Below are 20,954 nucleotides of genomic sequence, written 5' to 3'. Positions count from 1 at the left end.
TCTAAATACTGCGTGTCGCGACACTAGGCGAAATGTTCGCCGCACGCTGAGCTGGTACAAGCACAGCAATTAAGCTCATCACTATCATCGAAATTGCAGTTAATAAAATAGACATATTCTCGAGAGGTGGCACATCATAAACCCCCATTAACTTTCGTCCAAGTAACAATGCCCCAATTACACCTATCAGCATACCAAGCGAAGTCACCACCATATTCTCCAATAAAAAATGCTTGAAGATGGTTGATTTTCGAGCGCCTAGAGCACGCCTTGTGCCTATCTGTTTGGTGCGCTTACTAATATTAAAATGTGTTAGGCCAAAAATACCGAGTGCCGTTATGATCCCTAAAAAGACCACTATCGAGATAAGCATCTTGATCATCAACCTATCACTGGCATAGGTATCGGCTTTTGATTTATCCAGTGCTTTAACATCCATGACAACGCGTCCACGACTTAATTCCAATAGCAGAGGTTCAATCTTGTTCATGACTTCTGCACGTTGGTGCTCTGTTGTCTTAACAACAAACTTCTGATATGCCGTGCTGTCTTGCAATGGTAAGAGCACCAAATTGTCGGCAATATTAGATTTAGGCCACTGACTTTTTATGGTATCAATAATACCGATAACCTTAGCCGCATTGTTGCCACTATATATGGTTTCGTTTAAACCCTTGCCTTCCCCAAATAACGCATTGGCCACAGCTCTACTTACAATAGCAACAGTTGGATACTCTTTTTTTCTATCATACACAACATCGTTTTCGGTAAAGTCACGCCCCTCAGTTACCTTAAGTCCCAGAGCACCAACCAAGGTATGGTTTCCATATAGGTACCCCGAATCTACAGACTTACCTTTAAGGTCATCAGGATCTGTGCTGAGCATCCAACTCCCACCGCTTCGAGTCAAAGGCACCGAACTCACCGCCAACGCCTCTATCACACCCGGTAATTCTTTTAATTTTTGAATATCTTCATCAAACTGCTTTGCCTTATCAATGCGTTTATCATACGTCACAACAAGGTATGAAATAATACTTTGCTCATCATAACCCGTTTGCTGAGTCATCTTGTCCAATCTATCGAACACAATCGACATCGCATTACTGACCAGTGCAAGCGTGATCGCGATTTGCAATACCAGCAATATCGCCCCCGTTTTAGAGCGCTTTAATGCACTTAATATCGGTTTAATTTCTGACATATTCGCACTCCTTTACTGTACTTTTAGATGTGTTGCAGGTGAGGTTTTACACACCACCCAAGCTGGAAATAACCCTGCAATTAAGCAAGCTAAGATGGAAATAACTGGAGCAATCAGCAGCATTTTCCAATCCATTATCGCGATTAAATCATACCCACTCATAGTTCCTCGAATACCAGCTAGGCCAACTTGGGCCAGCAACACCCCCACAATTGATCCAAGCAGCCCAAGTAATGCGACTTCAACTAAATGCTGACTAAATATCTGTGTTTTACTGGCACCAAGTGCACGTCTAACCCCAGCATCCGGTGCCCGTTTCATAAATTTTGCCAGCAACAAACCTAAAATATTTGCAACGCACACAGCCAAAAACATAAAGCTCAAACCGACAAGGATTTTATTGTCTGAGCTGACTACATAGTTATATTTCAGCCACTGTGGTACCGTTTTGAGATTGTAATCAAGCTCCTTTCTATTGAATCGACCAAGCTTTTGCTGCTCTGTCATATAATCCAAGACAAACTGCCCATACATACGCTTTTGCGACTCTGAATCAAACTCAACCCAAAATTGCAACCAAACGGTTTCTGAGTTTAAAAAGTCCTCAAATGAGTTAATATCTTCACTTTTCCAGCCATTGGTGTTGCCCCAGCTGGGTAACTTGTACGCCTCGATATGAGTAAAAGGCACAAATACCTGTTCCGACGCTTCAAAAGGATCATTATTTACATCGTAGAACTTAACTGTGGGCAGCCAAGTTTTGGTTACGCCAACCACTTCATGGAGGCGCTCACCTAAATATATTGACTCCCCAAGCACATCTGTTTTTCCAAACAGCTTATTTGCTAGACCTTCACTTATTACAACAACCAGTGCTGCTTGCTTACTTTGAGACTCACTCCATACATTACCGTGCAAAAAAGGCACATCAAACAATTCAAAAAAGTGGCGACTGGTTACCCGTAACCCCTCTATAAAGGGCACACTATCAGGTCTGTCAATGTGCACAGCAGCGCCGGACTTGAGCATCGCAACCCGTTTTTCCAGCGGTGAGTTTTCGAGTAAATATTTGGCATCCGGATAAGTTAATTGCAAAGGCACGTCATCTTCTGTCCGCCATGTATAACCGTCATCTAGTACTTGCAATTGTACAGCGTGTAATTTGTCACTTTTGTGTGCAATAGGGTCTGCACTCATCATGTGATAAACGGAGAGTGTCGTCATAGTCACGCCGATACCAATGCCAATAGCAATAATCATCAACATGCTGACAAACGGCGTTTGCTTAATATTTCGCCAAGCCAGATCGCAATAGTGTAGCAACATATCAAGCCCCTACCGTTTTGTTGACTGTCTCGCGCGCCGCATGCCCACCTTGATAAAGTGTAAAATCAGCAACCTGCCCGTCTACAATCTGAATATTCCGCGGTGTTCTTCTAGCAAGCTCTTGGTCGTGCGTCACCATCACAATGGTGGTACCGGATTGATTTAATTCTTCAAGCAATGTCATGACTTGTCTTGCCATTAAGCTATCAAGATTACCAGTTGGTTCATCGGCTAGTAAAAAACGCGGCTCTCCTGCCAATGCTCGTGCAATTGCTACACGCTGCTGTTGCCCACCAGAGAGCTGCTGAGGTAAATGACGCGCTCGACCTGCTAAACCCACTTGCTCAAGGCATTGTTCAACACGCTTTTTGCGCTCTTTGGCTTTAATGCCGCGATAGCGCAGAGGCACTTCAATGTTTTCAAATAAATCCAGATCGGGAATTAGATTAAAACCCTGAAAAATAAACCCTATTTTCTGATTACGTAAATCAGAGCGTTGATTATCATTGAGTTTACCAATATCAATGCCATCTAAGGTATATTGACCTGATGAGTAAGGCTCTAAGAGACCAGCAATATTCAAAAACGTTGTTTTACCAGAGCCTGATGGCCCAGTAACTGCAATAAACTCGCCTTCTTCAACGGTTAAATTAAACTCTCTCAGTGCCTGTGTTTGAACCATTTCAGTTTGGTATAACTTTCCAATATTTTGCATGTGTAGCATGATATGTTTCCTTTATTTTTATCTAATTAGCACTGAGTCAGCATTGCTGAACGCATCATAGCCAGAGATGATGATTTCGTCACCTTCTTGTAGACCAGTGATGATCTCAATGTCTTTTAAACTGCTTGAACCTGTTGATATTTCGACCTTTTGAGCAAAATTGTCGCGCAATCGATAAGCGAAATAGCCACCATTATTTAAAAATGGGCCACGCCTGACTTTCAGTACGTTTTCTTTATTTTCTAATTGAATACGGGCATGCACACGCTGGTTTTGGCGAATGCCTGTAATATCTTGATTGGTGAACTTAACTCTTGCGGTGACTTCACGGTCGCTCACTTCAGGCGAGATAGCACTCAGTTGACCAACAAACTCTGTTGCCCCAACTCGCATCAGCACGGCCATTTCTAGCCCCAGCTCATTGGCATAACTTTCTGGTACTCTCAGTTCGGCTTCATAAGCGGACAGGTCAACTAACGTCATCAATGATTGGTTTTGGCTAACTGCGGCTTTATTTTGCACCAGCAAATTACCTACGATGCCATCCACCGTTGCGCGTACTTGTAAATTGTTGACGCGTCGTTTTATTTCCTCTACCACCAGCGCTTGTCTCTCAAAACGGCTCTTTGCGGCAGCAAGTTCAAACTTGAGTGTATCGCTGCCTATTTCCGCTTCTTTTTGCGCATGTGAGAAGTTAACTTTTGCTTTTGCGTAATCGTCTTGCGCTTGCTCTAAGTCAATCTGGCTAATTAAGCTAGATTGAATTGACAGCTGAGCACGGCGGTTTTCACGTTCAGCAGCTTCAAGGGACACTTTTGCCAAATCAAGAGACTTCTCAAGTGTCAGCGCTTGACGACGCGCTTCTAGTTGCTGCCTCTGCCACTCACTTTCAAGACGTGATAGTTCAGACTCTTGCTGTTTTAGTTCACTGCTCAATTCAGGACTGTGTATGTGTGCAACAAGCTGCCCCACTTTAACGTTATCACCAGCGCTGACATGTAAAGTCGTCACGCCGACTTCTGGGCTATATACAGTTGGTGCATGTGCTGCAACTATTCGCCCATGGGCACCAATTTCCCGAGTTAATTTACCGACTTCAACAATTGCAATATCAAGCAGTCCTTTGTCTACAGAACGCTGCGCTTGTGGCGACATAAATACCCACAAAAATGTTAATAGGAGCACTATTAATATCGCACCACCCCACACTGACTTGCGCTGAAAAAATGCTCTGCGCTCTGGCACATATTGATCCTGTCCACTGGTATCTTTAATCATCTTAGCCTCTCGCTTTATCCTAGTGGGCCAAGTGATACCAATAACATGCCAAAATTAAACCACTGAATATTAGACGCTTTTTATTTTTATTGTTATTTAAAAGCGTCCGCGGACAGAAAATGTGTCCGCAGCGGACAGGTTGATGTAATACGATAAATTTATGGCGCAGCAATAGATATAAGCTACTAAAGGTGCAGTTATAACGAGAACAAGATATAGTAGTAGATAGAAAAACTGACAGGAAGCCCGATGCGTACTCTTTTTATAATAATCGCTTTTTTGCTGAGCTTTTCAAGCATCGCGATGCCGGAAAATATCATACTGGTTCGCCATGCCGAAAAACAAAAAGGTGTCGATCCGAGTTTAACTCAGCAGGGAATTAAACGTGCTCAAATCATTGCCCAAATGATGCTGCCTTATGAGCCCGCGAAACTTTATTCAACCAATTACAATCGCACTAAAGCAACACTCGCCCCACTGGCAGATCTCATTGATACACATATTTCATTGTATGATGCTGGTAACCTTGAGGCATTTGCTCATATGCTGAAAAAACAGACTGGCACCATTGTTGTCGCAGGTCATAGTAATACGACTCCTGAGCTTATAAAGCTACTTACAGATAGAGATGTGAGTATTGCTGAAGACGAATTTGACAAAGTCTTTGTCGTTACTTTTGAAGAAGAAGCCGCGAAGCTAACAATCAATAGTTCAGATCAGTAGCACCCCACACTCTGTTGCCGTGTAATAGTGTGTAATGTTTATACAGGCACAATCTCAATATAATCCTCACATCACGTTGTGGCGCCATTAAGTTAACTTAATGGTGTCGTTATATAAAGATAAATGGAGTACTTGAGATATGTCGTTCATTTCACCCCCGGGATCTTATAAATCGAGCTGCCGTAATATCCATTTTGAGGGCATTCCCGGCGAGGAAGATTGCTATATCATTGCATTGTGTCAAAAAGAAGATGGTAGCTGGGTTGAAAGCAAACTCAAGTATGATATCGCAAATATCAATGGCAAGCTCACATGGGCACCAGATAGAAAGTAGTATTCCCTTTTATAAACACATGCAATTCTATGTCGATACCGGGTCTAGGCATGGACCCTTTTTTCCTTCAAAGTAACGCAAAAACCGCATCAAGCCCCGCTATTATTCTTTCTGCTCTTTGCCCTGCAAAGCCAAGACGTATGTGTGTTTCTCTTTCTATTTTAGTGTGGCAAAACGCCTGTTCTGTATGGGCAAATATCTTTGCTTCCTCAAGCTTGGCTGGTAAATTTGATATATCTCGTTTTAAATCAACCCAAAATGCCATCCCACCATCTGGTTGTTTAAATTCAATATCAAACCCCTGTTCTTTGAGGTCACCGAGTTTTTGTGCCATCAAGTCGCATCGCTGTTGATATAGCTTAGTCATTCGACGCAAGTGTCTTTCAAAGTTACCCGTTGCCATCCAATCAGCGATAGCAAGCTGCATCAAAACGTCATTCTTATGATTTATCAGCCTTTTTAGTCCTACCAGCTGTTCAAGTACAGCGGGTGCTGCGGTGACATAGCCTAACCTTGCGCCCGCGAACATGATTTTAGAAAAGGTCGAGAGATAAATCACAATTTGTGCGGGGTCATTCGCAGCCATTGGCTGAAGTGGTGGACAACGGTAGTGAAATTCATGATCATAATCATCTTCTATGATAAAAACGCCGTGCTGCGCACATAACTTATATATCGCCATTCTTCTCGCAACCGACATAGTGAGTGTGGTGGGATATTGATGCAAAGGTGTTAAATACAATAAGCGAATAGTCGAGCTGGCAAAACATTCCGCCAAAGCTTCAACACACAAGCCCTGCTCATCTTGTTTAATATCGTGAATCACGCCACCTGCTGCCATAAAGGCTTGCCTTGCTGGCGGGTAACCAAGTGACTCCATTGCAACCCCTTCACCGGGACTCAAAAACGCTTGCGCTGTTAAAAACAAGGCTTCCTGTGAGCCATTACAGACCAGTACATCATCACAGGGTAATCCTCGCGCTTTGCGTAAATATGCTTTTAATTGTGCTCGCAATTCGGGCTCTCCAGCCACATTTTGATAATGAAGAGCATGGGCATTGCTACTACGACACACCTTATTGATACTGCGCCTGAACTCATCAAATGGAAACTGCGTTATATCCGGCAGTCCACCTGCAAAATTATAGGCATATTCTTCTAAAGTCGGTGACGGGTTTTTAGGGATAACCGCAGCAAATTGTGGCGTGACAGGATCAAATGTCACGTCTTGTTCATTGACTTGCGTACTATGCACTACAGGTAATTGGCTATTAACCTTATAGCCTTTTCGTAACTCAGACACCAACCACCCTTCAGCAACCAAGTTTTGCAATGCATTCATCACAGTATGACGATTCACAGAAAAAAGCTGACCTAAAGCCCGTGCTGAGGGTAACTTTTCACCGGGCTTAATGTGGCCGCTTTGAATTGCTGAGCGCACTTGCTCTGCCATTTGAATATGTTTTGCTTTATTTTTTTTATCTAATGGGCGCCCTGTAAACATCATTTTATCGCAGCAGTATTAAGTGCTATTGAGCGTATAAAAATCTCAGCTTGCTAGCAAGCTGGTATAGGCAATTTTTAAGATCTGGTTGTTTAAACCTGACCACAAAAGCGTAATCTTAATTCATAGCAAACATGTATCGTCATTGCCTAAGGAGAAATGTATGTTAAAACCGATATCACTATGCTCAAGCAAAGTGCGCTTAGAGCCCCTATCCCATTCACACCTTGATGCATTACAAAAAGTTGGTGAAGCCAAGGTGCTTTGGCGCTGGGTCCCGACCAACTATTGTCAAAGCCCTGAAATATTAAAAGACTGGTTTGAGCAAACAGCTCAATTTGACCCACAGGAGCAGCTAGTCTTTGCCATTATTGATGTTGCAACTAACCAAGTGACTGGCAATACACGCATATTTAGACTGGATCACCACAACCTTCAAGCCGAAATTGGCCATACATTTATCGGCTTAGACTGGCAGCGCAGCCACATCAATACACATGCAAAATACTTATTATTAAAACATGCTTTTGAAACACTAGGGTTAGTAAGAATTGAATTTCAAACGCATGAGCAAAATCACAAATCGCGCAGCGCAATTGCTCGACTAGGTGCGCACTTTGAAGCTATCCATCTAAAAAATAGAAAACTACCAGATGGCAGCTTTAGAAATACAGCCCGTTTTAGCATCACAGATGATATGTGGCCCGACATTAAGCAGCGTCTAGAGTCTTGGCTATGAAATACCCATTCAAAGAGTATGTTCAACAACAAGATAGCGCGCTTTTTGATGTGATTGAGCGCTTCCCCTTAGCCACTTTTTTTTGTAAAAGTGAGGATCAAGCACATATATGCCATATACCCGTTAGCATTTGCAAAGGAGCAAAAACACTCTTTGGACATGCTACGGGTACAAACCCCATAAAGCACTTTGTCGGAACCACCGTGGATATTGTATTCAGAGGACCGGATACCTACCTCTCCCCTAACCAAGTCGAGGGCCTTAGCTTACCAACTTGGGACTATGTGACAGTGCAAGGCCAAGGGAAGCTCATTTCTATCGAAGATTATGGCAAGCAACTAGAGGTAATGGGGCATATATTGCAAGCCTTTGAAGATAAGCGTAATCCTTGGCAATTAACAGCTGTGCCAGAAAAGCGACTAAAATCCATGTGTAAAAGCTTATTGTTTTTTGAGATACAACTTGAAGCTTTATCTGGCAACTTTAAATTAAGTCAGAATAAGACAGCAGAAACACGGGCTGACATTGCCGATCTGTTAAGCAACACCAACCCAGAAATGCGCTCCTACTACGAATAAACCCGTTTTTTAGAGTGCACTGCCATCACAATAGCTTATTGCTTGCCAAGGGTCGTAAGGTCCTGCTCTATCAGGCTCAAAATTGTAACTCCAATGTCGAGCTTGATAGATAACACCTTTATAAGCGACTTGTTGTCCTTTTTTATTGTATGCAAGGTCAGCTTGCCATGCTGTTGCTGCACAGCCTCCCATTTCATAACCGACGGTAACAGGAATCGCTAGCTCACGACCAAAGTCAGGCTGTAATACCGTTACGGCTGAGTCAGTGGCATCACTGTGATGTAACACTATTTCGCCTTTACCCTTGCGCTGATTAAAAAATGGAAATGCAAGGCCATCTTGCGCACTGTCTTGGATTTTCAAGGTATAACAACCCACTGGCACATCCATAGATAGGTCATGCCAACTGGCATCGGTAAATTCGCTCCAGTGTTTTACTGTCGATTGTATGCGGTCGATTAAAGAAACACGGGTTTCCTCACCCAGCTTGCCTGTCAGCAGTCGTAAAACCGCACTGGACTCAATCGCAATTGGGCGGTTAAACCGAACTGTTTGGCTGTTATTCGCAATTTTTTGGTCATCTGTACTTCGCACAGTTACATTCAACTTCGCTTGCTCTGTGTTAAAAGTCCCCAAAAATTCAGCGCTGAATGTTATGCGTTTCTTATCACCTGCGGCAATCTCACCCTGCCAGTAATATTGCTTCGCTTGCTGTCCCTCAACGCCATAATCAAACCACAGTTCATTGATTTTTGTATTTCCTTGGTTTGCTACTTCAACCTCTATCTCACCACATGACAAACCAATGCGATCTGGCATGGCTGCATTTGGTTTAACGATGGTGGTGAGTGCGATATCTTCTTCAACGGTCTGCTCGCCATAGGTGACTAAAACCGCATTAACGATATATCTAGGCGCATCTTTACCGTATTGAGAAGGTGCCCAACTATATGCCTGCCAGTTCAAGTCAAACTCTGAATTCACGTTTGATATATCAACAGGGTAACTAAAAGGCGTAACGGCTTCTCCCGGACACCAATTAGCACGCGCAAATAAATAAGTACCTCCTTGTGGGAAAGTGGCACTTTGGTCGCAATCATCACGCCACAGGTTTTGCTGAACCACTAAGTTTCCATCTTGATGCAAGGTAAAATATCTATCGCACCATTCACCACATAACTCAGCTTTTCCTTCAGGGTTGTCATAGGACAAAGCATGGCCGTGTGCTGTGACAATCATCTTAATCTCAGCAGATTGCTCACCGGCTTCAAAGACGACGTTTTTAGCTGGCAATAAAGTAGCAAAGTCTTGTGCTGTTTTATATGGCCAGCCTTCAGAGCCTGACTCATAAAGTGGAATTACACGTTTAACCACTCTGGTGTGATAGTTTGGCTGTGAAATTAGCTTTGCAGCAATACCAAAAGCACTCTTTTTAGCGCCCCAGCCACCATAATGCACATTTAAACTTCCTTCACCTGTCAGCACTGGTGCCAAATGAGAAACATCAAAAGAGAAAGTGCGCCGCCAATTTCGGTCAAAACCATGCATGCCGCGTTGCATATATCCAGCATAAGGGGTAATTAAGCGCCCCAGCTCGTAGCGCTTTGTGCCTTGGTGCCATTCAAAGCGCACCGTATAATCCCAATCGCTACAACCTTGCGCTGCGCAGCCAAGTTCAACTTCGAGGGTGTGCTTTGCAGAGGGATCAGCGGGTAGTAAGTTGACCACAAAGCCATGGTCGCCATGCTGTGTAAATGACGTGTACTCTGTCAGTATCTGGGTGGTAGCTAATGCACTATTTGCCAATAACTTAGGACAAAAAAATATCATCAGCAATAAAAAGGTAAGTTTCATCGCACATTCCTTGGTTACATAAAATTAACACAACCATACGGACATGGGCAAAACATGTAAAGTCCCGTTGTTCCTTTTTATAGTTCATTTTTATTAAACACAAAAAAGCCGCCATACGGCGGCTGGTTGGAAACAACGTAACAAGCAAATAAGGGGCTTAGTTATTCTTCTTTAAGTAATTTCCTTGAGCCAATGGCTATTTTTCTTGGTTTCATGGCTTCTGGCACTTCACGTTCCAAATCTATTTTTAACAAGCCATTTTCTAAATCTGCGCCGATGACTTTAATATGATCACCGAGCTGAAACTTGCGCTCAAAATTGCGCTCTGCAAGGCCTTGATGAATGAATTTACGCTCTTGAGCAGACACTTTATTCTGCTTCTCACCTCTCACTGTGAGCGTATTGTTTTCTGACTCTAGTGACAGCTCTTGCTCACTGAATCCTGCAACGGCCATGGTAATTTGGTACTTATCTTCATCCAAAGCTTCAATATTATAAGGTGGAAAGCCAGACTGTTTTTCTGAGCTTCTTTGTGCCGAGTCCATTAATGTAGCTAGGTGATCAAAGCCAATGAATGAACGATAAAGTGGTGATAAATCTACTGTACGCATAATGGTATCCTCATAAAGCGATATTAAGCCTGCTCACTCTTTAAAAAGCAGTTAATAGGCATATAAAACAATGTGTTAAGTTAATTTCAGTCCCTTACGGCGACCTCATAACTCTATCTATGGACGAGGAGGAATGTTTTCAAGAAAATTATTATAAAAAATCAAAATAAATTTATAAACCCATGTTTTATATATCAAAAAATATATCTTTACCTGCACTATCACTTTTATGACAGTGCAGTATAAAAACTAAAACAGGGTCGTATCCGCATTGCTAGCACTTTCTTTAAATAAGAATCTGAGTTCTTGAGGAGGCTTTTTCAAACTGCCTAAAATTGCGCTGATCCGCTCAGCATTATCACCAAACGCTTCAACCATACCTACCAATTCATCACTGGAGCTCGCGATAAGTTCGTCAAGATCATTTTCGTCTTGTAGATCAAACTGTGAGATCAGTCCAGAATCAAATAGCTGTTGCTTAAGCGTGGTATTCGATTTGCTTTTCGTTTCTTTTAAACTTGCTAGAATTTCTTTATTGGTTTTTTCTATCGATAGAATTTGCTCGACCATCTCTGCTCTGCGATTTAAATTACTGATAGCAAGCTCTAACGCATCCATGACATGGGCACAAATATCACTCAACTCACCGACATTCTTTACCAACAAAATGCTACTGCGCCAGTTAAACACCATAGGTCCATGATCGAATTGATGTACACGCTCAAAATCCTCGTGGTGCAACAACATTTCATGCTCTAATTTAGCAACACTGCCTGATGTACTGCGAAATAATGTGCGATTTTTGAAATGAATAATGGCACGTAGCCCAAGCGCGTTTAGGGTATTAATGAATATTTTTTGTAGCACTTCCAGATCACTACAATAATGGGTTGCTTGCATAAACAAACCAATGGACTTCATGCAAGCATTTTGTCTTTGTAAATCTAATAACAATGACTCTTTTTGTGCTATGTCCGCATGTGCTTCAAAATAGTCATGATCCGCATCTAAAATAGCCACTACTTTGTCTTTTAGCTCGTCTGGATGAGTGGTTTTACACACATATTCATTGGCACCAATTTCAAACGCTTTTAGACGACAATCAGAGGACGATAAGTTAGAAATAAATACAATGGGGGTATGTCGCAAGTGTTCTATTTTTCGCAGCTCTGAACAGGTGGCATATCCATCCATACCTGCCATCACGATATCGAGTAAAATCACATGCGGCTTCAATTCGATGGCTTTTTGTAATCCCTCTTCACCGCTAGATGCGACGCTCACTTCATAATCCGCAAACGTCTGAGAAAGTAAAGTACGGTATGTCTTGTCATCATCAATGACCAAAATACGAACGCTCATCCCAGCTCCCATTCATCTGTTTTCATCTCACACTATAGACGTTAAACGAAACAGTGCCGTATTTAGCTTTAATTTTTTAAATAAAAAAAGGGCTGCAACACATGCAAACCCTTTGGTCTCTCTAAGGAGAGTGTGAAAAACGAATTTTTTTGAACCTAAAAATTAAAACTGAATGTTCAGTCCGGCATACACATAACGCCCTAAAGTATCGTATGTATATGGGTCTGTATTGGAGTCATTGTTACCAGAATAATAAGGCGGTTGCTTATCAAACAAATTATTTATGCCACCCGTGAGCTTAACAGTATCACTGACAAAATAGCTGCCAGAAATATCATGATAAACCACGCTTGGCGTGCTTGGTGCGTAACAGCTTGTAGGGTTATCTAAGCAGCTAAAACTATCCATACCCGATAAGTACCTTACCTTGTAATTTGCACCCCATTTATCGGCTTTTACAGACAAACTTAAACTCGATTTTATGTCTGCATATCCACCTAAACCTGACGTGATCAAACCAGTATAGTCAACGGTTTCTCCAGCCATAGTAATGGTACGCTCTTTTAAAATCGAAGTGTCCCACCCAGCTCTCCACGCAAGGCCAGCAGCATCGAATGCGTACGCAACATTAATGTCATACCCTTGCGTTGTCTCATCGCCAATGTTTTGCAACTGATTGTTAAATGTCGCTTTGCCATTAGATATTTGTACATTTGCCGAAGAGCACATAGCCGAATCTTGGTTAATTAAATCCCCGCTGCTGTTGACACAGTTATCAATGATATATTGATTATTCACTTCGCTGATCGCATTAGTGATAGCGATATCGTAATAATCTAAAGTCAGTGACAACCCCTCTAAAAAGCTTGGTTCATATACCAATCCAAATGTTAATGTATCCGCTTCTTCAGGTGTGAGGTTCGCATTTCCTCCAACAATTACTTCAGCTTGGCTATCTAAGTGTGGATGAGATATTTGCTCGAAGGATGGCGATTTACCACCATATAACTCATCGACCGTCGGGGCGCGAAATGCGGTTGATTTCACACCTCTAAACATTAGCTGTTCATTGAGTTTCCAAGTAAAACCGAGTTTCCATGTTGAGTCACTACCAAAGCTTGAATAATCAAACGCCCTAACAGCCGCACTTAAATCTAAGTTTTGTGCAAACGCCACATCAGCAAGCACTGGAATAGCAAACTCAACAAACGCTTCATTAACATCATATGAGCCACTAGTCGGCTCAACTTTTGGGTCGTTAGCCAGCCCTTGTGAAGTCAGTGAGTCGGGTGTATACCAGGCTTTCTCTGTCCTTTTTTCAATACCCGTTGCAAACCCCAAATAGCCTGCGGGCAGCGCCATAATCTCACCGGCAAGTGACGCACTGAAGTTCAGCATCTGGCTACCACCTGTATTTTGTTCAGTGTATAGATAATCCGTCATATTATCCGCCGACCAAGCTGACTGGTCGAGCGGGTTAAACTTACCCAGCTCGATGTCTTCGGTCAAACTGCCGATATTGTGCAAATTGGACAGTTGGTCAACAGAGTCATTACGGCCAAAATTAACTGCAACATCCCAACTCCAGTCGTTATCCAGATACCCTTCTACACCCACCACAGTTCTCACTGTATCAACAACTTGTGAAAAGTCACGAGTCCCCGTATCAGACATACGGCGGCGATAATGGACTGTATCACCATACTCAGCACCATGCTCTATCAAATCATCACCCATACTTTCTGTATAAGTGAAATCAAACCATACAGGCTGAGGTGCCATTTGCTGTTCTGACCAACGCTTTGAATACATGGCTTCGGTAAATAGATTCGTGTTATTGCCAAGCTCATAATTGAGCACACCCGTTAAATTAAGCCTTTGCATAGGTGTATATAAATAGCTATCAGATGCATAGTTGTACGGATCGGTCTCTGGGTTATACTCTGCGTAGTTTCCGTCTGTATCGCCTTGTAATTCTTTGCCATTTTCAAGATACAAATGACCATTTGGGGTAATGGTTGAACCGCCACAGGTCAGGGACTTTCCGTTATCGACCTCACTGATTGGACAAGACGAAAAATCTCTATCAGCTTGGCTTGCAGATCCGCGCTCCATATATTGAATGCCGAACACCATGTTACCGCGATCAAAGCTGGTACCTACCGTCAAATCAACATTATGCTGCTCCGCATCCCCTTCCCCAGACAAACCGGTTTGCACATTTAGCTCTGCACCTTCAAAGTCATCTTTGAGGATAATATTCACCACACCTGCAACCGCGTCGGTTCCATACACCGCCGATGCGCCATCTTTGAGGACTTCAATATGCTTGATCATCGCAACTGGAATAGTATTTAAATCAACTGTTGATGCAGCCCCCGTGCCCGAATTAATCATTCTGCGGCCATTCACCAGCACCAAAGTACGTTGCGCGCCAAGACCACGCAGATTGATACTTGCATTACCTCCAGAGCCATTGTTAACACCCGGATTTGTCATAGCGCCAGCGGCGGCTGTAATATCCTGCAAAACATCATCAATGCTCACGGCACCACTTGCTTGGATAGCATCAGCGCCAATAAATGTAACTGGGCTCGCTGTCTCCATATCTGAGCGTTTAATACGCGATCCCGTTACTTCTATTTTTTCTATTGATGCTGCTTGATCATTTGCAAATACAGGCGTTATTGCACCTCCTGTCGACATTGCAATCGCAATACTGATAGCGGTTTTTCTCATAGATACTTTCCTAAATAGATGTTGTTTTTAACTTGCCATGGCGCTTAACTGGACATTAGAGCGAGAAAAATGAATGAAAAATTAATAAAAGCGCAATAAACCCCCATTGCATATCAAAAACCAAGAATAAAGGCTGATAAACAAAATAAGACCTGGGTTAAGTTTTTTAAATTCAATTACTTAAAATCAATGAAAAGATAGGAAAAGATGCGTAAAGATGCGTTTTAGGTTGTAAATCAATGTTATTCTGGCTATCTAGTACAAATTTAAAGACTTTTTACATGCATATAACACAACTATCAGATGTACTATCCAAACAACCTGAGGGTCTGTAGCTTAGAGTTTAAAAACACAAAAAACATCAAAATTATTAATTTATTTATATCAATGACTTATGATTATAAAATAACAAATTTAAAAAATAATTTAATATTTTGTGAAATAAAAGAAAGCAACGTTAGGTCTTGCTTAGTGTCATTCAATTAAGGAGAGAAATTTCATGACAACTCTAAGCAAACCAGCAACTTACTATCCAAACTATGAAGTTAATGCCGACGATATCATGACTGTCATTGAGATATGTCATCCAAATAGTCCGCACAAAAAGCGCGCATTCGACATGATCCAAAATGCTGAAGTGAAAAAAAGGCACCTGATCATGCCGCTGACCGATGTTGTTAAACAAGGTGACTTTGGAGAACGTGCAAAAGTTTATCAAGACGCCGCCATTGAAATGGCCGAAAACGTTGCACGAGAAGCCATTCACAATGCAAGACTCAGCGTGGATGAGATTGACATGGTCATCGCAACTTCCTGCACTGGATTTATGATGCCTTCCCTCACAGCACATCTCATCAACCGTCTGTCACTTAGACCCGATACTAAACAAATCCCAATTGCACAACTAGGCTGTGTTGCAGGTGCATCAGCCATAGGACGTGCATTTGAGTATTGTGAGCACCGCCCTGATAGAAACGTATTAATTGTCTGTGTAGAAACTTCGTCACTTTGTTTTCACAAAGAAGCCGGGCGTTTACAAGATTTTATAAGCAATTCGTTATTTGCAGATGGTGCGGCAGCCGTGGTGATGCGTGGCGACGATCAAATATCAGGGCTCAGGTTAACCCATAATCAAAGCGTTACAATTGAAGACACCATGCCGTACATTGAATACCAGCTCACCGATAAAGGCTTTAAGTTCTCGCTCGATAAAGACGTGATGCATTCAATTCCACACGTTGCGCCCTACTTACAATCATTTTGCCAAGATAAATTAGAAATAGATGCTAACGATGTAGACAATACGATATTTCACACTGGAGGTAGACGAATTTTAGATGAACTAGAACGCTGTCTTGACCTAGCCCCTGACAAAGTCAAGCATTCACGGGCTTGCCTTGCAGAAACTGGCAATACCTCAAGTGTCGCGGTTATTGATGTTTTAAGGCGAACATTTGAACATGCAACAAAAGGAGAAACTAGCTTACTCGCCGCGTTTGGTCCGGGTTTTACATCTGAGATGAGTGTGGGGATCTGGCAGTAATAAAGCCAACAAAAGAAGAGATGATGGGAGGAGCCATTTTACTCATCAAGCTGAGATAAATGGCTTGCCAAACTGACTAAGCATCTGCTTCGAGTTTTAATAACAATGCTTTAATGCCGTCTTTGGCACTTAAAATATGATGCTTTAAATAATCACATGCACCCGTAATATCTTTGTCGCGGCAAAGCTGTAGTAACTTTCTATGCTCCTCAGGTGCAGTATTAATACCGCCAGCAAGTAAGATGTGCATTCGTACATAGCGCTCTGAGTTTTTACTGTATACCGCAACAAGCTCCCGTGTTTGAGGTCTATTTGCACGCGCGTATAACTTATCATGAAACTCAGCATTGAGCTTGCCTGTTGCCAACTGCGAATCTCCAGCAGCAATGGCGTCTTCCAGATCTGCTAAGATGGCTTCTGCTTCAAGCAAATCACGGTTTGTTAAGTGTGTGATGGAGTGGCTAAGCAGCTCAGCCTCAAGCAAAGCGCGCAGGTCAAATATTTCGTCTATTTGCTCAGCACTGAGGCTTGTCACAGTTGCCCCTTTATGTGCTTCAAAATTAACTAACCCTTCAGCTTCCAATTGTAATAAAGCTTCGCGAACGGGGATACGGCTCACATTAAGCTCTTCTGCTAGTGCGGCTTGGCGCAAAGGCTCTCCGGCTTTAATTTCACCGCTTAAAATCTTATCTCTAATCGCTTCGGCAACAAGTTGAGTTCTAGTTTTATGTACAATCGCCATGGGGTTAATCATAAATTTACAGTGAGTTACATTATACGTGGCTAAATTGAAAATGCACGCAGACCAGATGAAAGCCATATTTGTCTGATAAGTATCAAGCCCATAACGACACAGAGCTTGATACCTAGTTACCTAAAGTATTTGCCCTTGTACACAGAGCGGTCTTAAAAACCTCAGTAGTGCCCTTGTACCTACAGACGTACTTTTCACATCTGTGGATGATGGAAATGGACCTCCATGATTCATCGACATACACACTTCAACCCCTGTTGGAGCTTGGTTGTAAATAATTCGCCCAACCTTGTAGCTCAGCGCGTCAATCAAGTGGCTTTTTTGCTGTAATTCGCTCGCCTCACCATAAACACTGGCGGTCAATTGACCTGCAAGCACATCCACGACCTGCTCGAGTTCTTCATCATTGCGATATCTCACTAACATGGCACAAGGACCAAATACTTCTTCTTGAAGCTGAGTATCGTCAATGAAGTCTCTCGCGGCACAGGCATATAGCTGCACACAAGCATGATAATCCTTGCTTTGCTCACCTTTTGCCAACAAGGTGACATTAGGGTGTGCTTCCAAATATGCCGTCGCATGCTTAAATGCCTTTTGAATACTCGGCGTTAATAATGTGTCTGACGGACTTGGCTCAACAGCACCGGTCGCGGCTTGTTCAAAATAATGCGCGTCATCTGGGACCAACCACACACCTGGGCTTGTACAGAACTGACCGTGGCCCATGACCATTGAACTGACCAATTGCTTTGCCAGCGCAGCGCCATGCTGAGCAGCATATTGTTTTAATACAATTTGCGGATTTACACTACCAAGCTCACCGTAAAAAGGGATCTTCTCCACTCGTTGGTTAATCGTGTCTAATAAAGCGCTGGCTGCACCCAGCGATCCAGTAAAACCGACTGCTTTGATATTGGACTCACTTACTAGTTGATGTGACAGTAAATGTTGGCTGCCTTGCAGCATAGAGAATAATCCACTTGGCATACCGCATTGCTTAATCGCTCGATCAATGGCTCGCGTCATCAACTCATTGGTTGCGGGATGCGCAGGATGTGCTTTAACAACAACAGGACAACCTGCCGCAAGCGCCGCTGCTGTGTCGCCACCCAGTGTAGAAAACGCATAAGGAAAATTTGATGCACCAAATACCGCAACCACGCCAATCGGAATATGTGTTAGCCTAGTTTTAGGTTTGGCAATAGGCTGTCTATCGTCCTCTGCCTCTTCACTAACAGTCAAATGCAGTGGGCTCAGATCTTGATTTAACACCTCAGCAAACGCTCGTAACTGATTAACTGTACGCCCCCGCTCTCCTTCTAGCCGCTGTCTAGGAAAATTTGTTTCTAGCATGGTGGTTTCGATGAGTTCATCACCCAATGCCAGAATCTCATCTGCAATTGTATTTAAAAACTCACCGCGCTGATAATTAGAAATAGCGCGATATGGCTTAAATGCCGCTGCTGCGGACATAACCGCTTGGTGTACAAGCTGCTCACATGATTCATAAAATGCTGTTGGTAAGTACTCATTTGTTCCGGGGCAGAACCCCTTAAAAACCTCATTGCTCGAACCCTTTTGCCAATCCCCTGCAATATAGCTCAACCCGCTAAATACCATGATGATCTCCTGTGTTTATTAATATGAATTGCGTTGCTATATCACTTGGAATCCGAATGCATAAGGATCATCGTCATCCACGGTAATACAATTGGTACCCGTGCTCACAGCCCAACCTTGAATACTTGGCCGGATTGCCGCTTTACCAGCAACTTCTGTTACCGCCTCAACACGGCCAATAAATTGACTGCCTATATAGCTCTCGTGAATAAAGTCCTTTTGAAGCTCCAATTGCCCTTTGCTGAATAACTGCGCCATACGTGCGCTTGTGCCCGTCCCACATGGGGAGCGATCTATGGCTTTGTCTCCATAAAAAACCGCATTAGCGGCATGTGCTTTTGGACTTTTCGGATTACCTGTCCAAAGTACATGTGTGGCACCAAAAACATTTGGGTTCTGGGGGTGAATACAGTCAACTTGTTCGTTAACTGCGTCTCGTATATCTCGAGCCTGCCTAATTAATGTATCAGCGTCCGTATGCTCTATTCCTTTATACCTACCCTGGGGTTCTACAATAATGTAAAAGTTACCGCCATAAGCAATATCAACCGTCAATACTCCAAGCTCCTTGATATCCACTTGCACATTGGTATGAGCGACAAAAGCCGGAACATTGATCAACTTCACCCATTTCACCTTGCCTTGATGCAATTCATATCTGGCATCGACTCGACCAGCAGGCGTATCAATTTTGACAAGCCCCGGCTCTTTAGGTGTCAGCAAACCGTGCTCCAACGCAAAAGTGACAGTGCCTATCGTGCCATGTCCACACATAGGCAAGCACCCCGAAGTTTCAATAAACAAAATGCTGATATCACCATCATCGCTACAAGGAGGATATAAAAAAGCACCAGACATCATATCGTGCCCTCTGGGCTCAAACATCAAAGCGGTTCTGATCCAATCAAACTCGGATAAAAAGTGCTGCCTCTTATCTGCCATTGTGGCCCCCCGAAGGTTTGGGTGGCCACTGGTAACAAGGCGCACAGGGTTGCCACAGGTGTGGCCATCAATACAAAAAAATGTACCCCTGTTCATTGCAATCATCCTTAATCAAGATTGTATTTAGTGAGGTCGATACGATTGGTCATCGCTTCATCATATAATCGACTCACGTACGCTTTTTCACTGTCAGTCAAACTCAAACGTGGTGAACGCGTCTTTTCACTCCCACGTCCAGCAAGTTGTTCAGCATATTTAATACACTGAACTAAGGTTGGCACTGTATCTAAGCGGAGTAACGGTAAAAACCAGCGCCAGATTTCGGTGGCCTCAGCAAACCTACCTTGTTGCGCCAACTTATAAATTGCCACTGACTCGCGGGGAAACACATTTGTTAAACCGGAGATCCAGCCAGTTGCACCCAACATTAAACTTTCTAGGGCAACATCATCCACGCCACCAAAAATAACGAACCGCTCACCAAATGCAGAGATTAATTCACTTATTCTGCGTGTATCTTCTGTGGCCTCTTTAACTGAGACAATATTTGGCTCTGCCGCTAACGTGCGCATGCCTTCAATTGATACATCGACGCCATACGTAATTGGGTTGTTATAAATCATAATAGGTAAGGAAGTTGCTCGAGCAACCTGTTGATAATGATAAATTGCTTCACGCTCTGTAGAGCGATAAACCATCCCAGGTAGCACCATAAAACCTTCAGCACCTAATTGCTCGGCGTCTTGAACAAACTCAACTGCCAATGCGGTGGTGGTCTCAGCCACACCGGCAAGTAAAGGCACTCTACCGGCCACAACCTCTTTCGCTGCACTTAAAACTTGTCGCTTTTCCTCTGCACGCAATGCGCAATTTTCGCCGACTGTCCCGAGGACAATAATGCCATGCACGCCCTCTTCAATCAGTGAGTTGATCATGGCCTTGGTTGTTTCAAAGTTAATTGACTCATCTTCATTAAACTGTGTGGTTACTGCGGGATACACCCCTTGCCAATCTACGATCATTATTTTTCCTCTGTTATGTTTGTTGCTTTTTTTTACTATAGGTATATTGTATACAATAATCAATATGCAATTCTTGAAAAGTATAAATGGGTTC

Annotated in this window: 18 protein-coding genes; 5 read left to right on the top strand and 13 right to left on the bottom strand. The window is 42.9% G+C overall.

Translation table 11 applies throughout. The features are described from left to right. Window position 1: 1 nt before the first annotated feature. Genes QNM16_RS01615 through QNM16_RS01600 form a run of 4 tightly spaced genes read right to left on the bottom strand, consistent with a single transcriptional unit; the run spans window position 2 to window position 4,532 of the window. On the bottom strand, window positions 2–1,204 hold the full coding sequence (locus QNM16_RS01615) for an ABC transporter permease (RefSeq protein ID WP_284018854.1): 1,203 nt from the start codon (window positions 1,202–1,204) through the stop codon (window positions 2–4). A 12-nt stretch (window positions 1,205–1,216) separates the two neighbouring features. Then, a complete protein-coding gene (locus QNM16_RS01610; protein ID WP_284018853.1) occupies window positions 1,217–2,530 on the bottom strand; it encodes an ABC transporter permease in 1,314 nt (437 codons plus the stop codon). A 1-nt stretch (window position 2,531) separates the two neighbouring features. Further along, window positions 2,532–3,254 carry an ABC transporter ATP-binding protein gene (locus QNM16_RS01605; protein WP_284018852.1) on the bottom strand — a complete coding sequence of 241 codons (723 nt, stop codon included), beginning with the start codon at window positions 3,252–3,254 and terminating at the stop codon, window positions 2,532–2,534. Between the two features lie 18 nt (window positions 3,255–3,272). Beyond that, window positions 3,273–4,532: an efflux RND transporter periplasmic adaptor subunit gene (locus tag QNM16_RS01600; protein WP_284018851.1), complete on the bottom strand. Its 1,260-nt coding sequence runs from the start codon at window positions 4,530–4,532 to the stop codon at window positions 3,273–3,275. 249 nt (window positions 4,533–4,781) lie between these two features. Here QNM16_RS01600 and QNM16_RS01595 point away from each other — a divergent pair, with 249 nt between their 5' ends. Together QNM16_RS01595 and QNM16_RS01590 are read left to right on the top strand one after the other, a co-directional pair. Next, window positions 4,782–5,255 carry a SixA phosphatase family protein gene (locus tag QNM16_RS01595; RefSeq protein ID WP_284018850.1) on the top strand — a complete coding sequence of 158 codons (474 nt, stop codon included), beginning with the start codon at window positions 4,782–4,784 and terminating at the stop codon, window positions 5,253–5,255. Window positions 5,256–5,394: 139 nt separating this feature from the next. After that, window positions 5,395–5,589: a CVNH domain-containing protein gene (locus tag QNM16_RS01590; protein ID WP_284018849.1), complete on the top strand. Its 195-nt coding sequence runs from the start codon at window positions 5,395–5,397 to the stop codon at window positions 5,587–5,589. Window positions 5,590–5,656: 67 nt separating this feature from the next. On the opposite strand, the gene pdxR is transcribed toward QNM16_RS01590, so the two are convergent. Beyond that, window positions 5,657–7,093 (bottom strand): MocR-like pyridoxine biosynthesis transcription factor PdxR, encoded by a 1,437-nt coding sequence (gene pdxR, locus QNM16_RS01585; RefSeq protein WP_417709480.1) that lies wholly within the window; start codon window positions 7,091–7,093, stop codon window positions 5,657–5,659. 163 nt (window positions 7,094–7,256) lie between these two features. Between pdxR and QNM16_RS01580 the strand changes: the two genes are divergently transcribed. Together QNM16_RS01580 and QNM16_RS01575 are read left to right on the top strand one after the other, a co-directional pair. Further along, the gene (locus tag QNM16_RS01580; protein WP_284018847.1) at window positions 7,257–7,832 is read left to right on the top strand and encodes a GNAT family N-acetyltransferase; all 576 of its coding nucleotides are present in this window, start codon (window positions 7,257–7,259) and stop codon (window positions 7,830–7,832) included. Beyond that, window positions 7,829–8,410 (top strand): FMN-binding negative transcriptional regulator, encoded by a 582-nt coding sequence (locus QNM16_RS01575; RefSeq protein ID WP_284018846.1) that lies wholly within the window; start codon window positions 7,829–7,831, stop codon window positions 8,408–8,410. Before QNM16_RS01580 ends, QNM16_RS01575 begins: the two co-directional genes overlap by 4 nt. Before the next feature lie 9 nt (window positions 8,411–8,419). Here QNM16_RS01575 and QNM16_RS01570 read toward each other — a convergent pair whose 3' ends face one another. From QNM16_RS01570 to QNM16_RS01555, 4 genes are all read right to left on the bottom strand, one after another. Continuing rightward, on the bottom strand, window positions 8,420–10,264 hold the full coding sequence (locus tag QNM16_RS01570) for a peptide-N-glycosidase F-related protein (RefSeq protein WP_284018845.1): 1,845 nt from the start codon (window positions 10,262–10,264) through the stop codon (window positions 8,420–8,422). 161 nt (window positions 10,265–10,425) lie between these two features. Continuing rightward, the gene (locus QNM16_RS01565) at window positions 10,426–10,875 is read right to left on the bottom strand and encodes an Hsp20 family protein (RefSeq protein WP_284018844.1); all 450 of its coding nucleotides are present in this window, start codon (window positions 10,873–10,875) and stop codon (window positions 10,426–10,428) included. 249 nt (window positions 10,876–11,124) lie between these two features. Beyond that, window positions 11,125–12,237, bottom strand: a complete 1,113-nt coding sequence (locus QNM16_RS01560; protein WP_284018843.1) for a response regulator — start codon at window positions 12,235–12,237, stop codon at window positions 11,125–11,127. Between the two features lie 162 nt (window positions 12,238–12,399). Next, the gene (locus QNM16_RS01555) at window positions 12,400–14,976 is read right to left on the bottom strand and encodes a TonB-dependent receptor plug domain-containing protein (RefSeq protein ID WP_284018842.1); all 2,577 of its coding nucleotides are present in this window, start codon (window positions 14,974–14,976) and stop codon (window positions 12,400–12,402) included. A 499-nt stretch (window positions 14,977–15,475) separates the two neighbouring features. Here QNM16_RS01555 and QNM16_RS01550 point away from each other — a divergent pair, with 499 nt between their 5' ends. Beyond that, window positions 15,476–16,519 carry a type III polyketide synthase gene (locus QNM16_RS01550; protein ID WP_284018841.1) on the top strand — a complete coding sequence of 348 codons (1,044 nt, stop codon included), beginning with the start codon at window positions 15,476–15,478 and terminating at the stop codon, window positions 16,517–16,519. A 76-nt stretch (window positions 16,520–16,595) separates the two neighbouring features. On the opposite strand, the gene QNM16_RS01545 is transcribed toward QNM16_RS01550, so the two are convergent. The 4 genes from QNM16_RS01545 to QNM16_RS01530 form a co-directional block, all read right to left on the bottom strand. Next, window positions 16,596–17,261, bottom strand: coding sequence for a GntR family transcriptional regulator (locus QNM16_RS01545; RefSeq protein WP_284018840.1), 666 nt, complete (start codon window positions 17,259–17,261; stop codon window positions 16,596–16,598). A gap of 132 nt (window positions 17,262–17,393) precedes the next feature. Then, window positions 17,394–18,896: an aldehyde dehydrogenase (NADP(+)) gene (locus tag QNM16_RS01540; RefSeq protein ID WP_284018839.1), complete on the bottom strand. Its 1,503-nt coding sequence runs from the start codon at window positions 18,894–18,896 to the stop codon at window positions 17,394–17,396. A gap of 36 nt (window positions 18,897–18,932) precedes the next feature. Next, window positions 18,933–19,934: a 4-hydroxyproline epimerase gene (locus QNM16_RS01535; RefSeq protein WP_284018838.1), complete on the bottom strand. Its 1,002-nt coding sequence runs from the start codon at window positions 19,932–19,934 to the stop codon at window positions 18,933–18,935. A gap of 11 nt (window positions 19,935–19,945) precedes the next feature. After that, window positions 19,946–20,860, bottom strand: a complete 915-nt coding sequence (locus QNM16_RS01530; RefSeq protein ID WP_284018837.1) for a dihydrodipicolinate synthase family protein — start codon at window positions 20,858–20,860, stop codon at window positions 19,946–19,948. Window positions 20,861–20,954: the final 94 nt, after the last annotated feature.

This window comes from Pseudoalteromonas umbrosa (assembly GCF_030125375.1).
Lineage (GTDB): Bacteria > Pseudomonadota > Gammaproteobacteria > Enterobacterales > Alteromonadaceae > Pseudoalteromonas > Pseudoalteromonas umbrosa.
The sequence above is the reverse complement of the archived record's forward strand: the minus strand, read 5'-3'. Positions and strand labels throughout refer to the sequence as shown.